The following is a 21915-nucleotide window of genomic DNA, read 5'->3' on the forward strand; positions in this document are numbered from 1 at the left end:
AAGCGCAAAGGGGGTCATTAGACTAGTTTTATGACTAGTTGATCCTGAGGTACATGATGCAAACTTGGCCTGTACAAGACGCAAAAGCGCGTTTTAGTGAGTTTTTGGATGCGTGCATGTCGGAGGGGCCGCAAATGGTGACAAAGCGCGGGGCTGAGGCCGCTGTTCTTGTCCCTGTCGAGGTGTGGAGACGGCTGCAAAGCGCCGCACGACCATCGTTGAAACAATTGCTGCTGTCCGATGTTGGTCGGACGGATCTGGTGATTCCTGTTCGCGGTAATGCACAGCGTCGTCGTATTGAAGATCTGGAGTGACCTGTGTATTTGCTGGATACGAATGTCGTTTCGGAGTTGCGGCGCCAGAAACCGCATGGTGCTGTAGTTGCCTGGCTGAATGGCGTCGAAGACAGGGAACTATTCATTTCTTCGGTGACGATCGGAGAAATACAAGCAGGAATCGAAATGACACGAGAGCAAGACTTGGACAAGGCTTGTCGGCTCGATCAATGGTTGGATCTGGTTGCCGGTACTTACAATGTCATTTCCATGGATGCCGGTATTTTTAGGGCTTGGGCTAAATTGATGCACAAGACTTCTGATGCCTTGTATGAAGACGCCATGATTGCGGCGACGGCGAAAGTCAATAATCTCGTTGTTGTTACACGCAATATTTCCGACTTTCGCTCGTTTGATGTTAAATTATTTAATCCATTCGATGGGGCATCTTATTGAGATGCTGATGGGCCGTTTCGTATCTGATCGGGGAATCTATTGATGAGCCATCTCAGCCGACTCTATCAGACCGATTATTCCGAATGGGCGCGCCGCAACGCCGAGTTGCTGCGAGCCGGTGACTTCGCCTCGCTCGATATCGCCCATTTGCTGGAGGAACTCGACGACATGGGCAAGAGCGAGCAGCGCGAACTGGAGAATCGCTTGACGATCCTGCTCGCCCATCTCTTGAAGTGGGAGTATCAGTATCGGCACCTGAGCGAGCGCTGGCGTGAGTTCAAGGGCGACAGCTGGCGCGCGACCATCGTCGAGCAGCGCGATCGCCTCGCCAAGCGTCTGCGCAAGACGCCGGGCTTGAAGGCCGTGCTCGCCGCAACGATCGAGGAAGCCTATGCCGACGCGATCGATCTGGCGAGCAAAGAGAGTCGCTTGCCGCGCGAGACCTTTCCCACGACCTGTCCCTATGATGAAGCGCAGATCCTGGATGACGACTATTACCCTGATCCACGGGAGTCGTGATCAGTCCTCCAAGCGTTGACCTTGTGCCAGACCCGCCGCGCTCGTTCGTCGGCCTGAATCGGTTCCGTCGGCTCGGTGGGTCTGGTTGGGAGACCACTACAGCCGTGTGCACAGGTGTTTGGCCGGCGACTCTGTGTGCTGCATTGTGTGCTATTTCCTGAAGTGAACCGCCTCATGAGACCGCTCGCCGACGTTCACGCTGCCTGAGCGGCGGGTGATAATACCGCGACTGGTGCACCTATTTTTGAAGAGCAGATTTGTCATGAGCACTGAAAACCCGGTCCGAATCCTGTTCGTATGTATGGGAAATATATGTAGATCCCCAACCGCGCATGGCGTGTTCCGTCGGCTGGTCATCGACGAGGGCCTGTCGCACCGCATCGAGATCGATTCGGCCGGCACCCATGCCTATCACATCGGCGAGCCGCCGGATCGACGCGCCCGCGATACGGCGCGGATGCGCGGCATCGACATCGGCGATCTGCGCGCACGCCTGGCCGAGCCGGACGACTTCATCCGCTTCCACTATGTGCTGGCGATGGATCGGGACAATTACGAAAATCTGTCGCAGATCTGTCCCAAGGGCCTGGAAGACAGACTGAGACTGTTCATGGAGTTCGCGCCCGAGCTGGGCATTCGTGAGGTGCCTGACCCCTACTATGGCGGTCAGCGCGGCTTCGAGCAGGTGTTCGACATGGTCGAGTTCGCCGCGCGCGGTCTGCTGCTGGACATCAAGAGCCGCTATTTCTGAATCTGGGCGGTATCGAACGCCATCCAACCGTTTGACCGACCGGATCTGTGTTCCGGGTCGGCTGAAACGATCGGATGGCGGCTTCGGCTTGGGGAGGCTTGGAACGGCCTCAGGCGTCCTGGCCCGTCCGCTCCGATTCGGTGCGGCACTCAGGTGCGACCTACCTCGGAGACCGGATCGGCGGTGCGCGGCGGCGGTTCGCCGGGTGCCGATACGGTCGCTTCGGGTACGGGAGCCGATGCTGTCACAGGCGCGTGTTTGGACTCAGCCGGCGTCACGGGCGCGGGTTCGGCCGGTGTCGAGGGCGCGATCGCGGTCACGGGCGCCGGCGGCGAAAGCAACGGACGTTCAGCCGGCGTCTGGACCGGTGCGGGTGCGACCGGAGCTGATTCGGCGGCTGGCGCCGGAGCCGACGTCGGGGCCGATGTCGCGACTGGAGCCGAAACCGGCTCGGACGCGACGACGACCGGCGGCGGCGATGACGGCTCCGAAGGCTTTGGGACCGGCGCCGGCTCAGGCGAGGCTCCAAGCGACGCCATCGGTGCAGCCTCAGTCATCGCAGTCGCCGTTGAAACTGAAGCCGTCACCACCGGCGATGCCGCTTCCATTGACCTGGACTCAGTATTGCTCGCCCGCTCGGAGTCGGGTCGACGGACGGATCTCTCGCGCGCATCGTCCTGACGCTCGGCACGCGGCTCCGTCTCCTCGCGGTTGGATGCACGCTCGGCGGAGCCATCGGAGTGGCTATCGCTCTCCTGCCCGTTCTCGTCCAGGCGCTGAGTCGCGGGACGGCGCCGGTTGCGCCCACCGCGACGTCGACGCGACGAACGTGGGCGCTCGGTGCCGGAGGCGTTCGTCTCGCGATCGGTCTCGCCGTCGGACTGAATGTCCTCAGCCTCGCTCTCGGTCGTGTCGGCAGGCCGGCGCTCACGCGCACCGTTCGACTCGGGCGGCGCGGACCGTGTCGGGCGCTCGTCGGTGCGTGCTTCACGTCGCTTGGTTGTCGCGGCCTGATCACCGGCCGTGTCGGCCGACTCACGCGCCGCTGAGTTCGTCTCGTCCGTCCGCTCCTGACGCGCTTGAGGATTGGCATTGGAGCCGCGTGAATCTCGCGATTCATCGGCTCGCGTTCCAGTGCCGTTCGGATTCGAGCCGCGTCGTCCGCGCCCGCGCGTACTGTTGCGGCGCCGATCCTCGCGCCCGCTCTCGTCACCGCCGGTCTCGTCGCCCGCGCCCTCTTGCGGCCGGTGCCGATCGCTCGTCGGCTGTGACTGACCGCGCCGCCGCTCGTCGCGCGCCTGACGCGAATGTCCCGCTTCATCGCCGGAACCCGAGGCGCCGGTACCGCTCGCAGAACGCTCCTGCGACCTGGACGTAGCCGCCGGCTCGGATCCGTCCGGCGAACCGGAACGCCCACCGGCCTCGGTACGTTTGTCGGCGGCTTGTGACGGCGTGTTGCCCGTCTCGTTCGAGCGCGAAACGAAGAGTCCGGTCCAGATGCGCTTGAGCAGACTCTCGGACTCGGCGCGCTCGCCCTCCTTGCGGCTGACCGTGGTCGGCGGCGTCGGGCGCGGACGCTCGGTCTGACGGGGCGCGGGCGTGCTCGGCGCGATGAGCTTGACCGCCGGTTCCTCGATCCGCACCGGCTGACCGAGCTTGGCGTAATGCGGCACCGCCGCACTCGGGTCGGGGACGGTCTTCATCGTATAGCTCGGCACCTCCTCCGGCGCCTTGCCGGCGACGTCCTGGGCACGGATGCGTTCGATCCTGTACTCGGGCGTCTGGATGTGCTCATTGGGGATGAGCAGGATCTCGACCTCCTGACGCTGCTCGATGTCGAGAATGGCGCGGCGCTTCTCGTTGAGCAGGAAGGTCGCCACGCTCACCGGCAACTGGGCCTGGAGACGCTGGGTGCTCTCCTTCATCGCCTCCTCTTCGAGGATGCGCAGGATCGAGAGCGCGAGCGATTCGACACTGCGAATGGTGCCCTGGCCCTTGCAGCGCGGGCAGATCTGCTGGCTCGACTCGCCGAGCGAGGGACGCAGACGCTGGCGCGACATCTCCAGCAGCCCGAAGCGCGAGATGCGCGCCACCTGCACCCGCGCCCGATCCTGCTTGAGCGCCTCGCGCAGCCGGTCCTCGACCGCGCGCTGATTCTTCGGCGGCCCCATGTCGATGAAGTCGATGACGAACAGTCCGCCGAGGTCGCGCAGACGCAACTGGCGCGCGATCTCGTCGGCGGCCTCCAGATTGGTGTTGAGCGCCGTCTCCTCGATATCCGCGCCCTTGGTGGCGCGCGCCGAGTTGATGTCGATCGAGGTCAGGGCCTCGGTGTGATCGATGACGATCGAGCCGCCCGAGGGCAGACGCACCTCGCGCTGGAAGGCCGACTCGATCTGGGTCTCGATCTGATAGCGCGTGAACAGCGGCACCTCGTCCTGATAGAGCCGCAGTTTCTTCAGATTCTGCGGCATCACCTGACGGATGAAGTTCTCGGCGCGCTCGTAGACCGTGCGGTCGTCGATGACGATCTCGCCGATGTCGCCGCGCAGATAGTCGCGGATCGAGCGGATGATGACGTCGCTCTCCTGATAGATCAGGAACGGCGCCTTGCGGCTCTCACCGGAGTGGACGATCGCCTGCCAGAGCTGGAGCAGATAGTCCAGATCCCATTGCAGTTCCTCGACGTTCTTGCCGACGCCGGCGGTGCGCACGATCAGCCCCATGTCCTCGGGGATCCGGAGCCGGCTCATGGCGTCGCGCAGTTCGGTGCGGTCCTGGCCCTCGATGCGCCGCGACACCCCGCCGGCGCGCGGGTTGTTGGGCATCAGCACCAGATAGCGCCCGGCCAGCGAGATGAAGGTGGTCAGCGCCGCGCCCTTGTTGCCGCGCTCCTCTTTGTCGATCTGGACCACGACCTCGCGGCCTTCCCTGACCGACTCCTTGATGCTGACGCGCGAGCCGGGCTTGACGCTGTCCGGCTCGAAATAGGCGCGCGCGATCTCCTTGAGCGGCAGGAAGCCGTGACGCTCGGCGCCATAGTCGACGAAGGCGGCCTCCAGGCTCGGCTCGACGCGGGTGATGACGCCTTTGTAAATATTCGCTTTTTTCTGTTCGCGTCCCGGTGATTCGATATCGAGGTTATACAGCAACTGTCCATCGACAGTGGCCACGCGCAACTCTTCCGGCTGAGTCGCGTTGATGAGCATTCGTTTCATGTTGTTCCTGTCCTACGCACCACGGCGCGTGACCCGTGGTTGGGCGCCTCGCCCCAGGGGTCTCAATCGGAGACCCGTGCAGGCGGATCGGCGCATCGCCGTTCGACGCTCGAGTGATGCGAGCACGGCGTCGGCACAGTCCGTTCAGTCGACGACAGTGGGTCGGACTGGAACGGGCACGCGCATATGAACCATCGTTATACGGGGCCTCTATGGGCTCCCGCGTCTGTTCGGGCGGTCTATCGATCGATAAACCGCCCGCTTCGGAGCGGTTGATACGGCACCGGCGGCGCCGGCGGCCTCGACACGCACCTCAGGAAAGCGCTGGGTGTAGAATTCGGCCTCGCTCGACGTCGCGAGCGGGCTGGACGCACGGCGCGGCCCCGCGAGGCGGCCTGGTCAGGTGTCGGATGCCGGTCTTGGGTCCGTGGGTCGGACTGGCGCCTGTTGGATGGGCGTTGGGTGCGAACCCCTGGATGCACTTGCCGCTCCGGAAAAATTCCGCATTTCACTCGGCCGGCGCAAGGCGTCAATGGTATCAGTGATACCCTATTAGCAGCAATTGAGCCAAACACTCGGATTCAGATCCAAATTGAAATCCTCAGCTTCAGTCACGAACTCCAGGACCACCGACCGCCCAGCACGCGAGGCCGATCGACCGCTCGCGTCTCTTCAAGGTGGGGATGGGTCGAAAGCGCCACAATATCTCCGGATCGATGAACAGACCGATGGTCAGCGCATCGACAACTTCCTGCTGCGCGTCCTCAAGGGCGTGCCGCGCAGTCATCTCTACCGGCTGCTGCGGCGCGGCGAGGTGCGCGTCAACAAGGGGCGGATCAAGGCCGAGTACCGGCTGCGCGCCGGGGATGTGGTACGCATCCCGCCGATCCGGCTCGGCGAGTCGGCACCGCCGGGACGCGCGCCCGAGTCGCAACTGGCGCGGCTGGAGCAGGCGATACTTTACGAAGACGAGCGGTTGCTGGTCATCGACAAGCCCTCGGGGCTGGCGGTGCATGGCGGCAGCGGTCTGAGCTATGGCTTGATCGAGTCGCTGCGCCGGTTGCGTCCGGGGCGCGAGCTGGAGCTGGTGCATCGGCTCGATCGCGACACCTCCGGCTGTCTGGTCCTCTGCAAGCGCCGTAGTGCCTTGCGCGAGCTGCATGCCCTGATCCGCGAAGGCCGCATGGACAAGCGCTATCTGGCGCTGATCCTGGGCGAGCTGCCGCGTGCCGAACTCCTGGTCGATGCGCCGCTCAAGAAGAACGTCCTGAGCAGCGGCGAGCGCGTGGTGCGGGTCGAAGCGCACGAGGGCAAGGAGGCACGCACCCGGTTTCGGCGTCTGAAGCGCTTCGCGATCGACGGTCAGGCGCTGACCCTGGTCGAGGCGGAGCTACTCACCGGCCGCACCCATCAGATCCGGGTCCATGCCGCCCATCTGGGGACGCCGCTGGCGGGCGATCCCAAGTATGGCGACGAGGCAGCCAACCAGCGGCTCAAGGGCTATGGTCTGAAACGGCTGTTTCTGCATGCGGCGGCGCTGAGTTTCAAGCTCGAATACATGGCCCGTCCACTGCGTCTGGAGTGCCCCCTGCCGGACGAACTGCAACAGGTGCTCGCTGCCCTGGAGAACTGATAGCGTGAATTTCGAACTGATCGTTTTCGACTGGGATGGAACCCTGATGGATTCCGAGGCGCTGATCGTCACCTGCATCCAGGCGGCCTTCCGCGACCTGGGACTGCCCGAGCCGGTGCGCGAAGTGGCCCGCGACGTCATCGGACTGGGCCTGGATGAGGCCATGGAGCGTCTGCTGCCCACGGGGGATGCGGGACTCCGTGCCGAAGTGGTATTGCAATACCGTCGTCACTTCCTGGGCGGCGACCAAGTGCCGGCCGTGCTTTTCCCGGGCGCGCGCGAAACCCTCGACTGGATGACCGAGCAGGGGTATCGGCTGGCGGTGGCCACCGGCAAGAGTCGGGCGGGGCTGAACAAGTCGCTCACCGAAAGCGGGCTGCACGGCGTCTTCCATGCCACGCGCACGGCTGATGAAACCTTCTCCAAGCCGCATCCGCAGATGCTGCTGGAACTCATGGACGAGCTGGGCGCGCGCGCCGATGAGACGCTCATGATCGGCGATACCGAATACGACCTGCAGATGGCCAACAATGCCGGTGTGCGTTCGCTGGCGGTCTGTTACGGCGTCCATGAACCGGGTCGGCTGCTGGCCTGCGGGCCGCTCGCCTGTCTCGACTCGCTGTGGGCGATCCGCGACTGGTTGAGCGCCGGACAGGCCGACTGATTTCAGCCGTATCCTCTGTGTCCGAGAACTGTCATGAACTGGAAATTTTGGAAGAAACGCCGTGAGCCGATGCCCGCGCCCGGCCAACCGGACTGGGAGCGCGCCCTGATCAACCGGCTCGCCGCCGAGTATCTGGACGACCAGCGCAAGCGCCGACGTTGGGCGACGGCCTTCAAGCTGCTGATCCTGGTCTATCTGATCGGCGTGCTGATTGCGGCCAACAGCCAGGGACTGTCCGACGCGGTCAAGGTCGGCGAGGACCATACGGCACTGATCGAGGTCAAGGGCGTCATCGCCCCCGACTCGGATGCGAGTGCCGATCGCGTCATCACCGCGTTGCGCGCCGCCTTCGAGGCCAAGCACGTCAAGGGCATCATCCTGCGTATCAACAGCCCCGGCGGCAGCCCGGTCCAGGCCGGCTATATCAACGACGAGATCAAGCGTCTGAAGGAGAAATACAAGAAGGACCACGATGGCAAGGACATGCCGGTCTATGCCGTGGCCGTCGATCTCTGCGCCTCGGGCGGCTATTACATCGCCGTCGGCGCCGATGCCATCTATGTCGACAAGGCCAGTCTGGTCGGTTCCATCGGGGTACGTATCGACAGCTTCGGCTTCCAGAAGGCGATGGAGGAGCTGGGCATCGAGCGCCGTCTGCTGACGGCCGGGGCCAACAAGGGCATCCTCGATCCCTTCTCGCCGCTGGATCCGTCACAGCGGGACTTCATCCAGGGTGTGCTCGACCGGCTGCACGCTCAGTTCATCGATGCCGTGAAGCAGGGACGCGGCGACAGGCTCAAGGGCGGGGACGAACTCTTCAGCGGACTGTTCTGGAGCGGTCAGGAAGCGGTCGAACTCGGGCTGGCCGATGGTCTGGGCAGTTCCAGCCAGGTGGCGCGCGAACTGATCAAGGCCGATAAGATCGTCGAATACACCAAGAAGCGCGATCTGCTCGAATCCATCGCCAAGCGTTTCGGCGCGCTGGTCGGTGTCGGGATGCTGGAAGGGCTGGGCGTCTCGACCGGTTTGAGCCTGCCGCACTGAGGCGACCGCCTTCCTGAGTCGAGTCACGGCCGTGGGCAAACCGCGCCGTGGCTCGATGCCTCATGACTCAGTGTGTGAGAGCCGTTTGGATGGCCTCCAGATCCAGCTTCTCGAAATAGGCCTCGATCGGCTTGCTGTCGGCCAGCCGGCTGCCCTTGCCCTGGATCACCAACCGATTACCGACCATGAGCGTGACCTCGTAGTCGGCGCTGTCGGCGGCGTGCTCCAGCATGCCGCGATAGCCCTTGAACGAATAGGTTTTCATGGCCGGATTGTTCTGCATCACGAAGGGCATGGACATGGCCATCGTCAGCATGGGCATCAGCGGCGAGTCGGCCATCAGGCTGAGCGTGATCTCGGCACCGTCCTCACGCCGATAGCGCCGGGTCAGGGTGGTGCCCGTGATCATGGCCGCCATGCCGCCGGCCTGCGATTCGGGCGCATCGGCCGTCCAGCCGGGGAGCGGTTCGGGCAGGAGCTTGACCAGATTGGCCGTCATCTGTTCCTGGATCTTGGCCACCGCGAAGTTGAGCGTCTCGATGGCGTTTCTCAGCTCACCGGACTCGTAGGCTTTGCGGGCGGCCGCGATCTGATCGCTGACCTCGTCGGCCCGGATGGAGCCGGCCAGACAGAGACCGGCGGCGAGCGCTAGCAGTGGGTTGCGTCGGATCATCGTGTTCCCCTCTCCCCAACCCCCTCTCCCGCGAGGGCAGAGGGGCTGAGATGGATCAGTTGTCATCGAACGGTGGCTAGAGATCGAACTCCTGCCGCAGCCGCCCCTGAATCCGGCGTGCCTGCTTGAAGGCCTCCTTGAGCATCAGACGATGCAGCTCGTTGAGATCGTCCGGATCGACCCGGTTGACGGCGTCCGGATCCTGGGTCTGGAGCTGCTGCTCGATGCGGAAACGCTGGATCAGATGGAAGGACTCGATCTCGGCGGCGATGTCCTCGGGCCGGCGCCGGCGCAGATGCCCGACGGCGCGCAGACGCTCGGCGGTATTGGTCGCCCACACCCCCTCCTTCAAGGCCCAGAGCCGGGCGGCGTCCATGAAGAAGCGCGCGCCCTGGAGCTTGAGGTCGATGGTGTGCGGGTAGTCGCGATGGCGGTCGAAGCTGAACTGACCGGCCCAGCCCAGGGGCGGACCGACCTCCAGGCTCTGGGCGGCGAGTGCATGGAAGAAGCGCGTCTGTTCGGGCGCGGCGCGGATGAGCCAGGCGCGCAACTGGTCGACCGGCTCGCTGTTGCCGTAGAGCGGACGGAAGTCGAAGAAGATGGCGCCGTGCAGCACCGCCTCGGGGTCGGGAACCTGCAACCAGTCGCTGAAGCGTCGACGCCATTCGTCGGCGCTCAGACACCAATCCGGGTTGCCGGCCATGATCCCGCCCCGACAGCGCTCGAAGCCGCAATGGTGCAGGGCCTCGTTGACGGCGTGCGCGAAGGGCAGGAAGCGCTCGCGCAGTGCCGGCGTGCTCTCGGCGTCGGGCGGGACGAACAGCAGCCCGTTGTCCTGATCGGTGACGAAGGTCTGCTCCAGTCGGCCCTCGGAGCCGAAGACGATCCAGCACCAGGGCACGGCCGGCAGGTCGAACTCGTCCTCGATGAGTTCGATGATGCGCATGGTGATGAGGTCGTTGAGTCCGGACATCCACTGACAGAGCGACTCCACCCCCATGCCGGCACGGAACAGCTCGGCTCCACGGCGTCTGACACGGTCGACCGCCAGGGTCATGGCGTGCAGGTCGCGTGCGCCGCCGATACCGGCGATCAGGGATTCGGCCCCGCCCGCCTTGAGTCCCAGCAGATCGGCCTGAGTCACCAGACCGAACAGGCGCCCGTCCGGCTCGGTCAGGATCAGATGGCGCGCGCCGCGCTTGGCCATCATGACCTTGGCGCGGTGCGTGGGGGCATCGGCGGCGAGCGTCAATGGTGCGCCGACCATGTGATTGGCGACCGGGTCGTCGAGTTCGGCGTTCTCGAAGCTGACGACGTGCAGGATGTCGCGCAGTGTCACCAGTCCGAGCGGTAGTTCGCTGGCGGCGTCGGCGATCACCGCCGCGTCCTCTTCGTCCTGACTGAAGCGGTAGAGCACCTCGCGCAGCCGGGTCTCGGGCGGGACCACCAGCGGCTCGCGACGCGACAGGGAACGCAGCGGCGCCTGTTCGGTGCCGTTGTCGCTGGATACGGTTTCGATCTCGATCTCAGGCATGTCCGATCCCCTCGTCCTGGTGTGGCCCGGCGCTCAATCCAACGCGGCGAGCAGTTCCTTGACCCTGTCGACCAGCTCGCGGGTCGAGAAGGGCTTGGGCATATAGGCGTCGGCGCCCAGGGCCAATCCCTTCTCGCGCTCGGCCTCGCGTCCCTTGGCCGTCAGCATCAGCACACGGGTGTGGGCGAGATCGGGATCGGCACGGATCGACGCCAGCACCGAGAAGCCGTCGAGCTTGGGCATCATCACGTCCAGCACCACCAGATCCGGTCGATGTTCGCGGACGGCGGCCAGACCCGCCTCGCCATCGCGGGCGACCCGCACTTCATGGCCCTCGCGCATCATCAGGAATTCCAATGAGATGACGATATTGGGCTCGTCGTCGACGATCAGGATGCGCTTGCTCATGGTCTATCCCTTCAATCCTGGGTGTCTGGGGTGTGAGCGGGCAGCTCGAAGCAGAGGTTAGCACCTTTTTGGGGCCGGTTTTCGGCCCAGATGCGCCCGCCGAGATTTTCGATGATCTGACGGCTGATCGGCAGTCCCAGCCCGGTTCCGGACGGTTTGGCGTCACCGATCAGGCTCTGACGAAACTTCTCGAAGATGAGTTCCAGCGCCTCTTCCGGGATGCCTGGGCCATTGTCGGCGACATTCACATGCCAGTCCGTTCCGACCCGCGCCAGCCCGATGTCCAGACATCCGGTCTGGGGCGGGGCGAACTTGACGGCGTTGGCGATCAGATTCTCCAGCACCTGCACCAGCCGGTCGCGGTCGGCCCAGACCAGCGCCGGTTCCGACGGCAGGTCGAGCCGGACCCGGATCTCGCGGTCCTTGACCAGTTGGCCGGTCACGGCCACGGCCTGATCTATGACCTCCTGGAGACTCACGCACTCGTTGCGCCAGTCGGCGTGTCCGGATTCGATCTTGGCCAGATCCAGCACCTGATTGACCAGCCGCGACAGACGCTCGGTCTCGCTGACCAGGATGCCGAGGAAGCGTCGGCGCTGGGCGAGATCGATCCTGGGGTCGTCGTGGAGGATCTCGGAGAAGGCGCGGATGGAGGCCAGCGGGGTGCGCAGTTCATGCGTGACCGAGGACATGAAGTCGTCCTTGAGCCGGTCGAGTTCCTGGAGCCGTTCGTTGGCCGCGCGCAGCTCGTCCGTGGCCGCCTCCAGTGCGCGCGACTTCTGCTCCAGTTGATAGCTGTAGGCGCGTACCTGCGAGGCCTCGTCGAGGATGTCGAGCACCTCGTCGAGTCCCAGCGGCTCCTCCTGAGTGACCGAGGCCACCATCAGGCGTGCCGAGGCGCTTCCGATCGCGCCCGAGAGCAGGGTTTCGGCGAAGCCCACGGTCTCGGCATCCGCCGGCAGCGTGGCGGGTGAGTCGGCGCCGCGCGAGTGGGCATATTGGGCGAAGGCGTCGCGGGTGCGTGCGACCCCGAGGAAACGCTCGGCCAGCGCCATGAGTTCGCGGATGTCGGCCCGTCCGCGCCACAGGGCCGCGCCGGCGCGGCGTGGATAGCGCAGCGCATCGACGAACAGGCGCGCCTGTGCCGCCTCGATCGCGTTCGGCGCGCGCCACGAGGACACCAGCAGAAAGGCGCCGACATTGGCCGTCAGGCTCCAGAACAGCCCATGCGTGATCTCGTTCCAGCCCGTGAGCCCGAAGAGTGCGAGCGGCGCCAGAGCATCGAGTCCGCCGGGTCCGGACTCCATGAAGGCCGGCGGCAGCCAGCCGGATTTGGCGAAGGAGGGCAGCAGCAGGGTGTAGGTCCAGACCAGGAAACCGGCGATCAGTCCGGCCAGAGCGCCGTCGCGGGTGCCGCCGCGCCAGTAGAGCCCGCCGATGACCGCCGGTGCGAATTGAGCCACGGCCACAAAGCTGATGAGTCCGATGCTGATGAGCGCATAGGCCTCGCCGGCCAGCCGGTAATAGAGATAGCCCAGGATCAGTACCAGCACGATGGCCGCACGCCGCACGGCCAGCAGCAGGCGTCCCAGCTCGGCGGGCGGCTGACGGTGCCGCCAGAACCGCATCAGCACCGGCAGCACCAGATCGTTGCTGACCATGGTCGAGAGCGCGATGGTCTCGACGATCACCATGCCGGTCGCCGCCGACAGCCCGCCGATGAAGACCAGCAGCGCCAGCCAGGGACGCTCGAAGGCGATCGGCAGGGTGAGCATGAAGGTGTCGGCGTCGACCGAGCCGCCCGGAAAGGTCAGGAGACCGGCGAGCGCGATCGGGATCACGAACAGATTGATCAGGAACAGATAGAGCGGAAACAGCCAGATGGCGCGCCGGATTTGACGCTCGTCGCTGTTCTCGACCACCGCGACCTGGAACTGACGCGGCAGCAGCATCACCGCCAGCGCCGCCAGAAAACTGATGGCGAACCAGTCCTGCACCGGTGAGAGACTGGGTGACAGCAACGGCAGGAGCCGTGGATCTTGGCTCGCACCCGTCAGTTCGGGACCATCCAGGCCGAGCAGGCCCCAGGTGACGAAGAGCCCGAGCGCCAGGAAGGCGACCAGCTTGACGATCGACTCGAAGGCGATGGCCGCGACCAGCCCTTCGTGACGCTCGCTGACGTCCAGTTGGCGGGTGCCGAAGAGGATGGTGAAGGCCGCCAGCAGCAGGGCGATGATGAAGGCCGAGTCGTGCCAGAGGGGCAGGGCGGTCGGTCCGGGCATCCGCACTTCCGGGTAATGACGCAGGATCTCGAAGCTCCAGGCGATCGCCTTGAGCTGGAGCGCGATATAGGGCACGACGCCGACCACGGCGATGATCGTCACCAGTCCGCCCAGGAGCTGACTCTTGCCGTAGCGCGAGGCGATGAAATCGGCGATCGAGGTGATGCGTTCGGCCTTGCCGACGCGCACCATCTTGAGCAGCAGCGATCCCCAGAGCAGGGCGATCAGGGTCGGTCCCAGATAGATCGGCAGGAACCCGATCCCGTTCTCCGCCGCCCGACCGACGCTGCCGTAGAAGGTCCAGGCCGTGCAGTAGACGGCGAGCGACAGGGCATAGATGGTCGGACGGGCGATGACCGAGCGGCCATGATCGGCCCGGCGGTCGGCCCAGTGGGCGATGGCGAACAGCAGTCCGAGATAGGTGAAGGAGACCGCGATGATGAGCGCGCCCGGGATCATGCGGTCCGACTCAATCGCGGCCGCGGATCGCGATCCAGGCCGCCAGCGCGATCACGCCGGCCCAGACGCCATAGAGATAGAGGAACAGCGGCGGGAGACCGAGCCGGCGCTCCCAGGACTCGGGCAGCAGGGCGAGCGGCGAGAACAGCAGCAGCAGGGCGATGAGGAACAGGGTCAGCAGACGCTGCCGGAAGAGGGTCGAGCGTGGCATCCCGTGGACTCGCGGTCGGCTCGGTCGCGGCGCGCCGGCGGGGGAACCGGGCCGGCGCTCGCGGTGGTTTCAGGGATTATTGGACACTGCCGAACGACTTGTCGAGCGCGCCCGAGGGGGCTGTCAGACCGGCGAAGCGGCAGCCCTGGGCGACCGGGCCGCCCGGAAAGAGGCCATAGAGATACTTGAGACCGCCTTGGGCGTGGAAGGCCTCGTCGAGTGCGTCATGGAGTTCGCGGACATTGGGGCGTGCGTGGCGCGCGAAATAGTCCTGCAGGGCCTGGAGCGTGCGCCAGTGATCCGCGGTCAGTTCGATTCCGTCGTGCCGGGCCGCCTCTTCGGCGATCGATCGGTTCCAATCGATTGGGGCCTGTGGAAAATCCGGGTCGACGGCGCTGATCGCGCCCGGATTCAGGATCTCGCTCATTGTCTGGGTCTTGGTCGCCATGTTCGTCCTCCGAGGATGTGGTGTCTCTCGTACTGTCGGGCCGGCCCGGAGGCCGGGAATGGACGCAGATCGCGTCCATGACGTCATCCGGTCGTCATCCTGGAGTGTCGAGCCTTTCACCGATGAGTTCAAGGTGAACCGGCTATTCCTCGGGTGCGGCGTCTGTAGTCCCAGGGTTTCTGATGCTCACCGCGACGGCTCCAGATGCCGCGCTTGGCGGCGCGCGCCTCGCGTTCGGCACTGGGGTAGCGCGGGTTGTCGCAGAACTGCTCGTAGACGGCGGCCTGACCGGCGGCGACCTGCTCCAGATTGAGCAGACGCGGCTCGGCGTCCGTGGTGTAGACCTCGCCGACCGTGCGCCCGTATTGGTCCTGGTCGATCTTGAGCAGTTTGACCGTCGGTGTCGTGATCGACTGGAGATGTTCGCGCGAGCGCGTGCCCCAGGGCTTCTGGGCCATCTCGGGCGCGTCGATGCAATAGAGGCGCACCTTCACCAACTGGGTGCCGCAGCGCAGATTCATGGTGTCGCCGTCGCTGATCTTCTCGACGCGGCAGTCCTTGCCGCTCAGACCCAGCTTCCAGGCGTTCGGGATCAGATCGCCGCCCCAGCGCTCGACTCCCCAGAGCGCGAGCACGGCCAGGGCGATCCCGCCGACCGAACGCGCCGAGAGCCGTCCAGGGTTTCTGAGTTTCGAGCTTAGATAGTGCTTGAGGAAGGTTTGCGGTCGCATGTGAATCCGGTCTCAAGCCTGTCCCTTCTCGCGCAGGCGCCATTGGAAATGGCTCAGCAGCCTGGAGCGCACCTTCTTCTCCTTGTGCTTGGCGGCGGCGGCCAGACGCTTCTCGGCCACGCTGATCAGGGTCTCCTGGGCGCCCTTCTTGCTGTCGTCCTCGGGCGTGCGCTGGGTGTAATGACCATTGGCGTCCATGTCCCAGGCCGAGCGGCTGTCGGCGAACTGCACGTCCAGGATCAGACGCAGCTCCTGACGCAGCTCGGGATTCTCGACCGGTGCATGGACCTCGACCCGGCTTTCGAGATTGCGCCGCATCATGTCCGCCGAGCCGATGTAATACTCCTCGTCACCGCCGTTGCGGAAATAGAGGATGCGCGCGTGCTCCAGGAAGCGCCCGACGATCGAGACCACGCGCGCCCGTTCGCTCAGTCCGGGAATGCCGGGGCGGAAGCGGCAGGTGTCGCGCACGATCAGATCGACCTGCACCCCGGCGCGGCTCGCCTTGTAGAGGGCGCGGGTGATGTCGGGGTCTTCGAGCGCGTTCATCTTCATCTGGATGCAACCGCCGCCGTCGCGATTGTGGTGGTCGATCTCGCGGTTGATCTTGTCGAGGATGGCGCGCTTGAGGTTATAGGGCGCGGCCAGGATCTTGCGATAGCTCGGCGGCGGCGAATAGCCGGTGAGATAGTTGAAGAGCTCGGTCAGATCCTGCCCGATCTCCTCGTCGCAGCCGAGCATCCCGAGGTCGGTGTAGAGCTTGGCGGTGCCGGGATGATAGTTGCCGGTGCCGATGTGGTAGTAGCGGCGCAGTTGCGAGTAGTCGCGCCGGACGACGAAGATCAGCTTGCTGTGGGTCTTGAGACCCATGACGCCATAGTTGACGTGGATGCCCTCGGCCTCCAGCCGCCGCGCCCACTGGATGTTGGCCGCTTCGTCGAAGCGCGCCTTGAGCTCGACCAGCACCGCGACCTGCTTGCCGTTGCGCGCGGCCTGGATCAGCGAATCGAGGATGGCCCCGGCCGAGGTGCGGTAGAGCGTCATCTTGATCGCCAGCACCTTGGGATCTTCGGCCGCCGTGCGCAGAAAACGCTCGACCGAGGTGCTGAACGGCTGATAGGGATGCTGGAGCAGGATCGGGCCGCTCTCGCGGATGATGTGGAAGATGTTGCGCCGATCCTTGGCCAGCAGCGGATGGTCGACCGGTCGATGGGGCTTGTCGTGCAGTTCGGGGATCTCGATGCCGGCGATCTCGAACAGATCGCGCAGGGCGAACATGCCCTCGACCTCGATCACGTCCTCGGCTTCGTTCAGACCCAGCTCGGCGGCGAGCATGCCGCGATGGGTGGCTTCCATGCCGGGATCGACCTCCAGCCGCACGATGGGCGCGAAATGGCGCTCGCGCAGTTCACTCTCGATCATCTCCAGCAGATCGTTGGCCGCTTCCATGTCCGGCTCGACGATGGCGTTGCGGGTGACGCGGAACAGGGCGCAGGAGACGAACTCCATACCCGGAAACAGCATGTCGAGATTGTTGACGATCAGGTCTTCGAGCGTGACATAGGTATGGGTGCCGTCGACCGAGACCAGGCGCTTGGAGACGTCCTTGTGCACAGGCACCTTTAGGCGCGCCATGTAGACCTCGGTGCCGCCGGGGTAGCGCAGGGTGACGAGCAGGTTGAGCGCGAGGTTGGAGATGAAGGGGAAGGGGTGCGCCGGGTCCATCGCCAGGGGCGTGAGCATGGGGAAGATGTTGGCGCGGAAGTGTTCGCGCAGACGCGCGCGGGCGTCGTCGGGGAGATCCTTGTACAGGCAGATGCGGATGTCGTAGGCGTCGAGTTCGGCCATGAGTTCGACATGGACGCGGCGCAGGTCGGACTGGAAGGTGCGCACGGCAGCCTGACACTCCTTGAGCTGCTGGGCCGGGGTGCGTCCGTCGAGTCCGGGGGTATGGACGCCGGCGGCGATCTGCTGCTTGAGACCGCCGATGCGCTTCATGAAGAACTCGTCGAGATTGCTGCTGACGATGGCGAGGAACTTGACGCGCTCCAGGAGCGGGGTGCGCGGATCCTCGGCCTCGTGGAGCACGCGGCGGTTGAAGGCGAGCCAGGTCAGTTCGCGACTCAGGTAGAGGCTGGGATCGTCGAGATCGATTTCAGGCGGCGGGAGCGGGATCTCCTCGGCGGTCGACTCGCTGTAGGTCGCGTCTTCGGTCAGGGCTTGGCTCGTGCTCATGGCGATCTCGATCCTCGTCGGCGTGGATGCTTGGATTCTAACCCAACGCCTGTCGATGTTCTGTTACCGAGTGCATAGGGCGAGAGCCGAACAGCTCGGCCCGTTCGTTATACAATCTCGCCGATGAAAGACACTGTGATCGATGACCTGTTCGACCGCGCCGCCGGCCCGGTCCGTCCCTTCGAGTTCGATGCCGATGTGGCGCGCGTCTTCCCGGACATGGTGCGCCGCTCGGTGCCGGGCTATGCCGAGTTGGTCGGTCTCAGCGGGCTGATCGCGCGGCGTGTGGCCGGGCCGGGGACACGTTGTTATGACCTGGGCTGTTCGCTGGGCGCGGTGACGCGCTCGATCCTGCGCCAGACCGGGCCGGATGTCTCGGTGGTCGCGGTCGACAATGCGCCGGCGATGATCGAGGGCTTGCAGGCGCGTCTGGCGGCCGAGGCCGAAACCGATGTGACGCGGGTCGAGACGCTGTGCGCCGACATCCGGTCGATCGCCATCGAAGGGGCGAGCCTCGTCGTCCTCAATCTGACGCTCCAATTCGTCCCGATCGAGGAGCGGCTCGGACTGCTGCAACGCATCCGCGCCGGACTGGTTCCCGGTGGCGTACTGATCCTGGCCGAGAAGTTCGCCGGCCCCAAAGGGCGCGCCGGCGATTGGCTGACTACCCTGCACGAGGACTTCAAGCGCGCCAACGGCTACAGCGAACTGGCCATCGCTCGCAAGCGAACCGCACTGGAGCAGGTGTTGATCCCGGAAAGCCTCGAAGAGCACGAGCGACGGCTCGCCGAGGCCGGTTTCGCCGGTTCGGTGCGCTGGTTCCAGAGCCTCAACTTCGTGGCCTGGCTGGTATGGATCTGACGGCCTTTCGCCCCTTTCTGGAGCATCTGACTCAGACCAGGCTCGCGCCCTGGGTCGAGCCGTTGTCGGATGCCGTGCGCGAGCGCCTTGGACCGCGTGCGCATGGCGATCTGGCGCGCTGGGAAGCGGCACTGGCCGCGCTGCCCGAGTTGCCGCCTGCGCGAGCCGTACTCGATCGGTCCGGCGTCGGCCTCCATTCGGACCGGCCGCTCCCGCCCGAGATCGCCGCCCGTCTGCGTGCGGCCCTGATGGCACTGCATCCCTGGCGCAAGGGGCCGTTCCGTCTGCATGATCTGCACCTCGACACCGAATGGCGCTCGGACTGGAAATGGGACCGGCTCGCCGACGCCATCGACCCGCCGGCCGGACGGCTGGTGCTGGATGTCGGTTGCGGCAACGGCTATCACGCCTGGCGGATGCTGGGCGCGGGCGCGCGGCTGGTCATGGGCATCGACCCGACCCAGGTGTTCCTGTGCCAGTTCCTCGCCATCAACCGCTATCTGGCGCGCGACGAACTGGCCGTGCTTCCGCTCGGCATCGAGGATCTGCCGCCGGGACTGACCGGCTTCGACACCGTCTTTTCGATGGGCGTGCTCTATCATCGCCGCTCGCCGATCGATCATCTGGCCGAACTGCGCGCCCTGCTGCGACCGGGCGGCCAGCTCGTCCTGGAGACCCTGGTGCTGGAGGACGAGGCGCAACGGGTACTGGTTCCGCCCGACCGCTATGCCGGTATGCGCAACGTCTGGTTCATCCCGAGCGTCGAGGCGCTCGCCGTCTGGATGGGACGTGTCGGGTTCAAGGACATCGAAGTCGTCGACGTCAGCCGCACCAGGATCGAAGAACAGCGCCCGACCGACTGGATGCGCTTTCAGTCCCTGCCGGATCATCTCGATCCGGCAGACCCGAGCCGCACCATCGAGGGCCATCCGGCCCCGGTGCGGGCGATCCTCATCGGCCGAGCCTGAGCGCGCATGAACGCCACTCCAGCGGTGAGTCGAGCAGGGTCGGGTGACGGCGGGCGGGGGACGCCGTGAATCCATCCCTGGAGGCTTGACGACCGCATCCATGCGGTCGACACTCCCGCCCGCCGTCACCCCGACCCTGGCACAAACCGAGAATCCATAGATGAACGCTGTCCTAGCCGTCTTCACCGGCGCCGGTCTCGGCGCGCTGCTGCGCTGGTTCCTCGGGCTGCGGCTCAACGCCATCATCCCGAGCCTGCCGCTGGGCACACTGGCCGCCAATCTGCTCGGCGGACTGCTGATCGGTCTGGCCATCGCCTGGACCGGACGTCACCCCGGCCTGCCGCCCGAAATCCGCCTGCTCGTCATCACCGGCTTTCTCGGCGGACTGACCACCTTCTCGACCTTCTCCGCCGAAGTCGTCACCCTCTTGTCCAAAGGCGAGTTGCTCTGGGGCCTGACCGCAATCGGGACACATCTGATCGGCTCCCTGACCATGACGGCCCTGGGCATCTGGCTCGTGCATCTGCTGCTGGCGCGCGCTTGAACAGCGACGCCACGGACGCCATCACTTCGATCTCAACCCCTGGAGACCTCGAACCATGTCGAGCTGCTTCCTGAAATTCTACGTCGCCGAAAGTCGCCGCCATCATCACAAGCTGATCTACGAATGGCTGCTGGAAGAAGCCAAGTCGTTCGGATTCCAGGGCGGCTCGGCCTTCCGCGCCCTGGCCGGTTTCGGCCGCCACGGCCGGCTGCACGAGGAGCGCTTCTTCGAACTCTCGGGCGACCTGCCGGTCGAGGTCGGTTTCGTGGTCAGCGAGGACGAAGCCAACCGCTTTCTCGATCACCTCGGCCAGGAGGGGCTGGATCTCTTCTATATCAAGCTGCCGGTCGAGGCCGGCGTGACCGGCCCGCGCCGCCGGTCTTAGGCAAAGCGAAAAAGTCAAATATAATCCAGCGCTCATCGAGCCGTTCAGGGGTGTTGATTCCAAATCCTAGCGGTCGCATATCGAAAACCAAGAAAATCACTCAAGAACGCGGAGCCAGGACCATGACCGAAGCCCCAGCCGTCGAAGACATCGTCAAGTCGGAATACGAGCACGGCTTCACGACCGAGATCGAGTCCGATACCCTGCCGCCGGGGTTGGACGAGGAGGTCGTGCGGGCCATCTCCAAACGCAAGGGCGAGCCTGAGTTCATGACCGAGCAGCGCCTCAAGGCGTACCGGCACTGGCTGACCATGCGCGAACCCGAATGGGCGGCCGTCGACTATCCCAAGATCGATTTCCAGTCGATCTCCTACTATTCGGCCCCCAAGCGCCCCGAGGACATGCCCAAGAGCCTCGACGAGATCGACCCGGCGCTGCTCGAAACCTACAACAAGCTCGGCATCCCGATCGAGGAGCAGAAGGCGCTGGCCGGGATCGCGGTCGACGCCGTTTTCGACAGCGTCTCGGTGGCCACGACCTTCCGCGCTACGCTCGCGGAGGCCGGGGTCATCTTCTGCTCCATCTCCGAGGCGCTGCACGAGTATCCCGAGCTGGTCAAACAGTATCTCGGCACGGTCGTGCCCTATACCGACAACTTCTACGCCTGTCTCAACGCCGCCGTGTTCAGCGACGGCACCTTCGTCTATGTGCCCAAGGGCGTGCGCTGCCCGATGGAGCTTTCGACCTACTTCCGCATCAACGCCCGCAACACCGGCCAGTTCGAGCGCACCCTGATCGTGGCCGAGGCCGGCAGCTATGTCAGCTATCTGGAAGGCTGCACCGCGCCCCAGCGCGACGAGAACCAGCTCCACGCCGCCGTGGTCGAGCTGATCGCGATGGAAGACGCCGAGATCAAATACTCGACGGTGCAGAACTGGTATCCGGGCGATGCCCAGGGCGTCGGCGGCATCTACAACTTCGTCACCAAGCGCGGCGACTGTCGCGGCGCGCGCTCCAAGATCTCCTGGACTCAGGTCGAGACCGGCTCGGCCATCACCTGGAAGTATCCGAGCTGCATCCTGCGCGGCGACGGCTCGATCGGCGAGTTCTACTCGGTCGCCGTGACCAAGGGCCGCCAGCAGGCCGACACCGGCACCAAGATGATCCACATCGGCCGGAACACCAGCTCCACCATCGTCTCCAAGGGCATCTCGGCGGGCGAGGGGAGCCAGACCTATCGCGGACTGGTGCGCATCGGTCAGCGCGCCGAGGGAGCGCGCAACCATACCCAGTGCGACTCGCTCCTGATCGGCGACCGTTGCGCCGCCAACACCGTGCCCTATATCGAGGTCAAGAACCCCTCGGCCAAGATGGAGCACGAGGCGACCACCTCCAAGATCAGCGACGATCAGCTCTTCTACTGTCGCTCGCGCGGTCTGACCGAGGAAGACGCGGTGTCGATGATCGTCAACGGCTTCTGCAAGGAAGTCTTCAACGAGCTGCCGATGGAGTTCGCGGTCGAGGCTCAGAAGCTTCTGAGTATCAGCCTGGAAGGTGCGGTCGGCTGATCGCGCGTCTCGGTTCCAAACCCAAATTCAGTCGATCTGTGTCGTCGA

21 protein-coding genes are annotated in these 21915 nt (G+C 65.0%); 12 read left to right on the top strand and 9 right to left on the bottom strand.

What is annotated here, in order from left to right:
* Window positions 1-53 precede the first annotated feature (53 nt).
* From Atep_RS02245 to Atep_RS02260, 4 genes are all read left to right on the top strand, one after another.
* On the top strand, window positions 54-314 hold the full coding sequence (locus Atep_RS02245) for a type II toxin-antitoxin system Phd/YefM family antitoxin (RefSeq protein ID WP_236786373.1): 261 nt from the start codon (window positions 54-56) through the stop codon (window positions 312-314).
* A 3-nt stretch (window positions 315-317) separates the two neighbouring features.
* Window positions 318-731 (top strand): type II toxin-antitoxin system VapC family toxin, encoded by a 414-nt coding sequence (locus Atep_RS02250; protein ID WP_213380044.1) that lies wholly within the window; start codon window positions 318-320, stop codon window positions 729-731.
* A gap of 42 nt (window positions 732-773) precedes the next feature.
* Window positions 774-1250 carry a DUF29 domain-containing protein gene (locus tag Atep_RS02255; protein WP_213380046.1) on the top strand — a complete coding sequence of 159 codons (477 nt, stop codon included), beginning with the start codon at window positions 774-776 and terminating at the stop codon, window positions 1248-1250.
* A gap of 262 nt (window positions 1251-1512) precedes the next feature.
* Complete coding sequence (locus tag Atep_RS02260) at window positions 1513-2001, top strand: low molecular weight protein-tyrosine-phosphatase (RefSeq protein ID WP_213380048.1); 489 nt, start codon at window positions 1513-1515, stop codon at window positions 1999-2001.
* A gap of 149 nt (window positions 2002-2150) precedes the next feature.
* Here the strand turns inward: Atep_RS02260 and rne are convergent, their stop codons facing one another.
* Window positions 2151-5219, bottom strand: coding sequence for a ribonuclease E (gene rne, locus Atep_RS02265; RefSeq protein WP_213380050.1), 3069 nt, complete (start codon window positions 5217-5219; stop codon window positions 2151-2153).
* 592 nt (window positions 5220-5811) lie between these two features.
* Between rne and Atep_RS02270 the strand changes: the two genes are divergently transcribed.
* From Atep_RS02270 to Atep_RS02280, 3 genes are read left to right on the top strand one after another with little or no spacing between them, the layout of a single operon-like run.
* Complete coding sequence (locus Atep_RS02270) at window positions 5812-6852, top strand: RluA family pseudouridine synthase (RefSeq protein ID WP_213380052.1); 1041 nt, start codon at window positions 5812-5814, stop codon at window positions 6850-6852.
* A gap of 4 nt (window positions 6853-6856) precedes the next feature.
* Window positions 6857-7516, top strand: a complete 660-nt coding sequence (locus Atep_RS02275) for an HAD-IIIA family hydrolase (protein ID WP_213380054.1) — start codon at window positions 6857-6859, stop codon at window positions 7514-7516.
* A 33-nt stretch (window positions 7517-7549) separates the two neighbouring features.
* The gene (locus Atep_RS02280; protein ID WP_213380056.1) at window positions 7550-8560 is read left to right on the top strand and encodes a S49 family peptidase; all 1011 of its coding nucleotides are present in this window, start codon (window positions 7550-7552) and stop codon (window positions 8558-8560) included.
* A 67-nt stretch (window positions 8561-8627) separates the two neighbouring features.
* On the opposite strand, the gene Atep_RS02285 is transcribed toward Atep_RS02280, so the two are convergent.
* The 8 genes from Atep_RS02285 to ppk1 form a co-directional block, all read right to left on the bottom strand.
* Window positions 8628-9233: a hypothetical protein gene (locus Atep_RS02285; protein WP_213380058.1), complete on the bottom strand. Its 606-nt coding sequence runs from the start codon at window positions 9231-9233 to the stop codon at window positions 8628-8630.
* A gap of 76 nt (window positions 9234-9309) precedes the next feature.
* Window positions 9310-10767, bottom strand: a complete 1458-nt coding sequence (locus Atep_RS02290; protein WP_213380060.1) for a DUF294 nucleotidyltransferase-like domain-containing protein — start codon at window positions 10765-10767, stop codon at window positions 9310-9312.
* Between the two features lie 33 nt (window positions 10768-10800).
* A complete protein-coding gene (locus Atep_RS02295) occupies window positions 10801-11175 on the bottom strand; it encodes a response regulator transcription factor (protein ID WP_213380062.1) in 375 nt (124 codons plus the stop codon).
* Window positions 11176-11186: 11 nt separating this feature from the next.
* Complete coding sequence (locus tag Atep_RS02300) at window positions 11187-13916, bottom strand: ATP-binding protein (protein WP_213380064.1); 2730 nt, start codon at window positions 13914-13916, stop codon at window positions 11187-11189.
* A gap of 10 nt (window positions 13917-13926) precedes the next feature.
* Window positions 13927-14127: a hypothetical protein gene (locus Atep_RS02305; protein WP_213380066.1), complete on the bottom strand. Its 201-nt coding sequence runs from the start codon at window positions 14125-14127 to the stop codon at window positions 13927-13929.
* Between the two features lie 76 nt (window positions 14128-14203).
* Window positions 14204-14575: a TusE/DsrC/DsvC family sulfur relay protein gene (locus Atep_RS02310; RefSeq protein ID WP_213380068.1), complete on the bottom strand. Its 372-nt coding sequence runs from the start codon at window positions 14573-14575 to the stop codon at window positions 14204-14206.
* A gap of 128 nt (window positions 14576-14703) precedes the next feature.
* A complete protein-coding gene (locus Atep_RS02315) occupies window positions 14704-15306 on the bottom strand; it encodes a thermonuclease family protein (RefSeq protein WP_213380070.1) in 603 nt (200 codons plus the stop codon).
* A 12-nt stretch (window positions 15307-15318) separates the two neighbouring features.
* Window positions 15319-17541, bottom strand: coding sequence for a polyphosphate kinase 1 (ppk1, locus tag Atep_RS02320; protein ID WP_213380072.1), 2223 nt, complete (start codon window positions 17539-17541; stop codon window positions 15319-15321).
* 123 nt (window positions 17542-17664) lie between these two features.
* On the opposite strand from ppk1, the gene cmoA reads away from it, so the two are divergent.
* The 5 genes from cmoA to sufB all read left to right on the top strand — a co-directional run bounded on the left by cmoA (window position 17665) and on the right by sufB (window position 21867).
* Entirely contained in the window at window positions 17665-18402 is a 738-nt protein-coding gene (gene cmoA, locus Atep_RS02325) for a carboxy-S-adenosyl-L-methionine synthase CmoA (RefSeq protein ID WP_213380073.1), read from the top strand.
* Entirely contained in the window at window positions 18393-19370 is a 978-nt protein-coding gene (gene cmoB / locus Atep_RS02330) for a tRNA 5-methoxyuridine(34)/uridine 5-oxyacetic acid(34) synthase CmoB (protein WP_213380074.1), read from the top strand. The genes cmoA and cmoB overlap by 10 nt, the downstream gene beginning before the upstream one ends.
* Window positions 19371-19530: 160 nt before the next feature.
* Complete coding sequence (gene crcB / locus Atep_RS02335) at window positions 19531-19914, top strand: fluoride efflux transporter CrcB (protein WP_213380075.1); 384 nt, start codon at window positions 19531-19533, stop codon at window positions 19912-19914.
* Between the two features lie 55 nt (window positions 19915-19969).
* Window positions 19970-20299, top strand: a complete 330-nt coding sequence (locus tag Atep_RS02340) for a DUF190 domain-containing protein (protein WP_213380076.1) — start codon at window positions 19970-19972, stop codon at window positions 20297-20299.
* A gap of 122 nt (window positions 20300-20421) precedes the next feature.
* On the top strand, window positions 20422-21867 hold the full coding sequence (gene sufB, locus Atep_RS02345) for a Fe-S cluster assembly protein SufB (RefSeq protein ID WP_213380078.1): 1446 nt from the start codon (window positions 20422-20424) through the stop codon (window positions 21865-21867).
* Window positions 21868-21915 lie beyond the last annotated feature (48 nt).

The organism is Allochromatium tepidum (genome assembly GCF_018409545.1).
In the GTDB taxonomy this organism is placed as follows: Bacteria; Pseudomonadota; Gammaproteobacteria; order Chromatiales; family Chromatiaceae; genus Thermochromatium; species Thermochromatium tepidum_A.

What these genes read in the sequence shown, in the direction of transcription:
- Atep_RS02280 (WP_213380056.1), top strand. Translation starts at nt 7,550, where the DNA reads ATGAACTGGAAATTTTGGAAGAAACGCCGTGAGCCGATGCCCGCGCCC.
- ppk1 (WP_213380072.1), bottom strand. Translation starts at nt 17,541, where the DNA reads ATGAGCACGAGCCAAGCCCTGACCGAAGACGCGACCTACAGCGAGTCG.
- Atep_RS02295 (WP_213380062.1), bottom strand. Translation starts at nt 11,175, where the DNA reads ATGAGCAAGCGCATCCTGATCGTCGACGACGAGCCCAATATCGTCATC.
- crcB (WP_213380075.1), top strand. Translation starts at nt 19,531, where the DNA reads ATGAACGCTGTCCTAGCCGTCTTCACCGGCGCCGGTCTCGGCGCGCTG.
- Atep_RS02305 (WP_213380066.1), bottom strand. Translation starts at nt 14,127, where the DNA reads ATGCCACGCTCGACCCTCTTCCGGCAGCGTCTGCTGACCCTGTTCCTC.
- Atep_RS02285 (WP_213380058.1), bottom strand. Translation starts at nt 9,233, where the DNA reads ATGATCCGACGCAACCCACTGCTAGCGCTCGCCGCCGGTCTCTGTCTG.
- Atep_RS02290 (WP_213380060.1), bottom strand. Translation starts at nt 10,767, where the DNA reads ATGCCTGAGATCGAGATCGAAACCGTATCCAGCGACAACGGCACCGAA.
- Atep_RS02245 (WP_236786373.1), top strand. Translation starts at nt 54, where the DNA reads ATGATGCAAACTTGGCCTGTACAAGACGCAAAAGCGCGTTTTAGTGAG.
- Atep_RS02315 (WP_213380070.1), bottom strand. Translation starts at nt 15,306, where the DNA reads ATGCGACCGCAAACCTTCCTCAAGCACTATCTAAGCTCGAAACTCAGA.
- sufB (WP_213380078.1), top strand. Translation starts at nt 20,422, where the DNA reads ATGACCGAAGCCCCAGCCGTCGAAGACATCGTCAAGTCGGAATACGAG.
- Atep_RS02260 (WP_213380048.1), top strand. Translation starts at nt 1,513, where the DNA reads ATGAGCACTGAAAACCCGGTCCGAATCCTGTTCGTATGTATGGGAAAT.
- Atep_RS02300 (WP_213380064.1), bottom strand. Translation starts at nt 13,916, where the DNA reads ATGATCCCGGGCGCGCTCATCATCGCGGTCTCCTTCACCTATCTCGGA.
- cmoA (WP_213380073.1), top strand. Translation starts at nt 17,665, where the DNA reads ATGAAAGACACTGTGATCGATGACCTGTTCGACCGCGCCGCCGGCCCG.
- Atep_RS02255 (WP_213380046.1), top strand. Translation starts at nt 774, where the DNA reads ATGAGCCATCTCAGCCGACTCTATCAGACCGATTATTCCGAATGGGCG.
- Atep_RS02310 (WP_213380068.1), bottom strand. Translation starts at nt 14,575, where the DNA reads ATGGCGACCAAGACCCAGACAATGAGCGAGATCCTGAATCCGGGCGCG.
- rne (WP_213380050.1), bottom strand. Translation starts at nt 5,219, where the DNA reads ATGAAACGAATGCTCATCAACGCGACTCAGCCGGAAGAGTTGCGCGTG.
- Atep_RS02340 (WP_213380076.1), top strand. Translation starts at nt 19,970, where the DNA reads ATGTCGAGCTGCTTCCTGAAATTCTACGTCGCCGAAAGTCGCCGCCAT.
- cmoB (WP_213380074.1), top strand. Translation starts at nt 18,393, where the DNA reads ATGGATCTGACGGCCTTTCGCCCCTTTCTGGAGCATCTGACTCAGACC.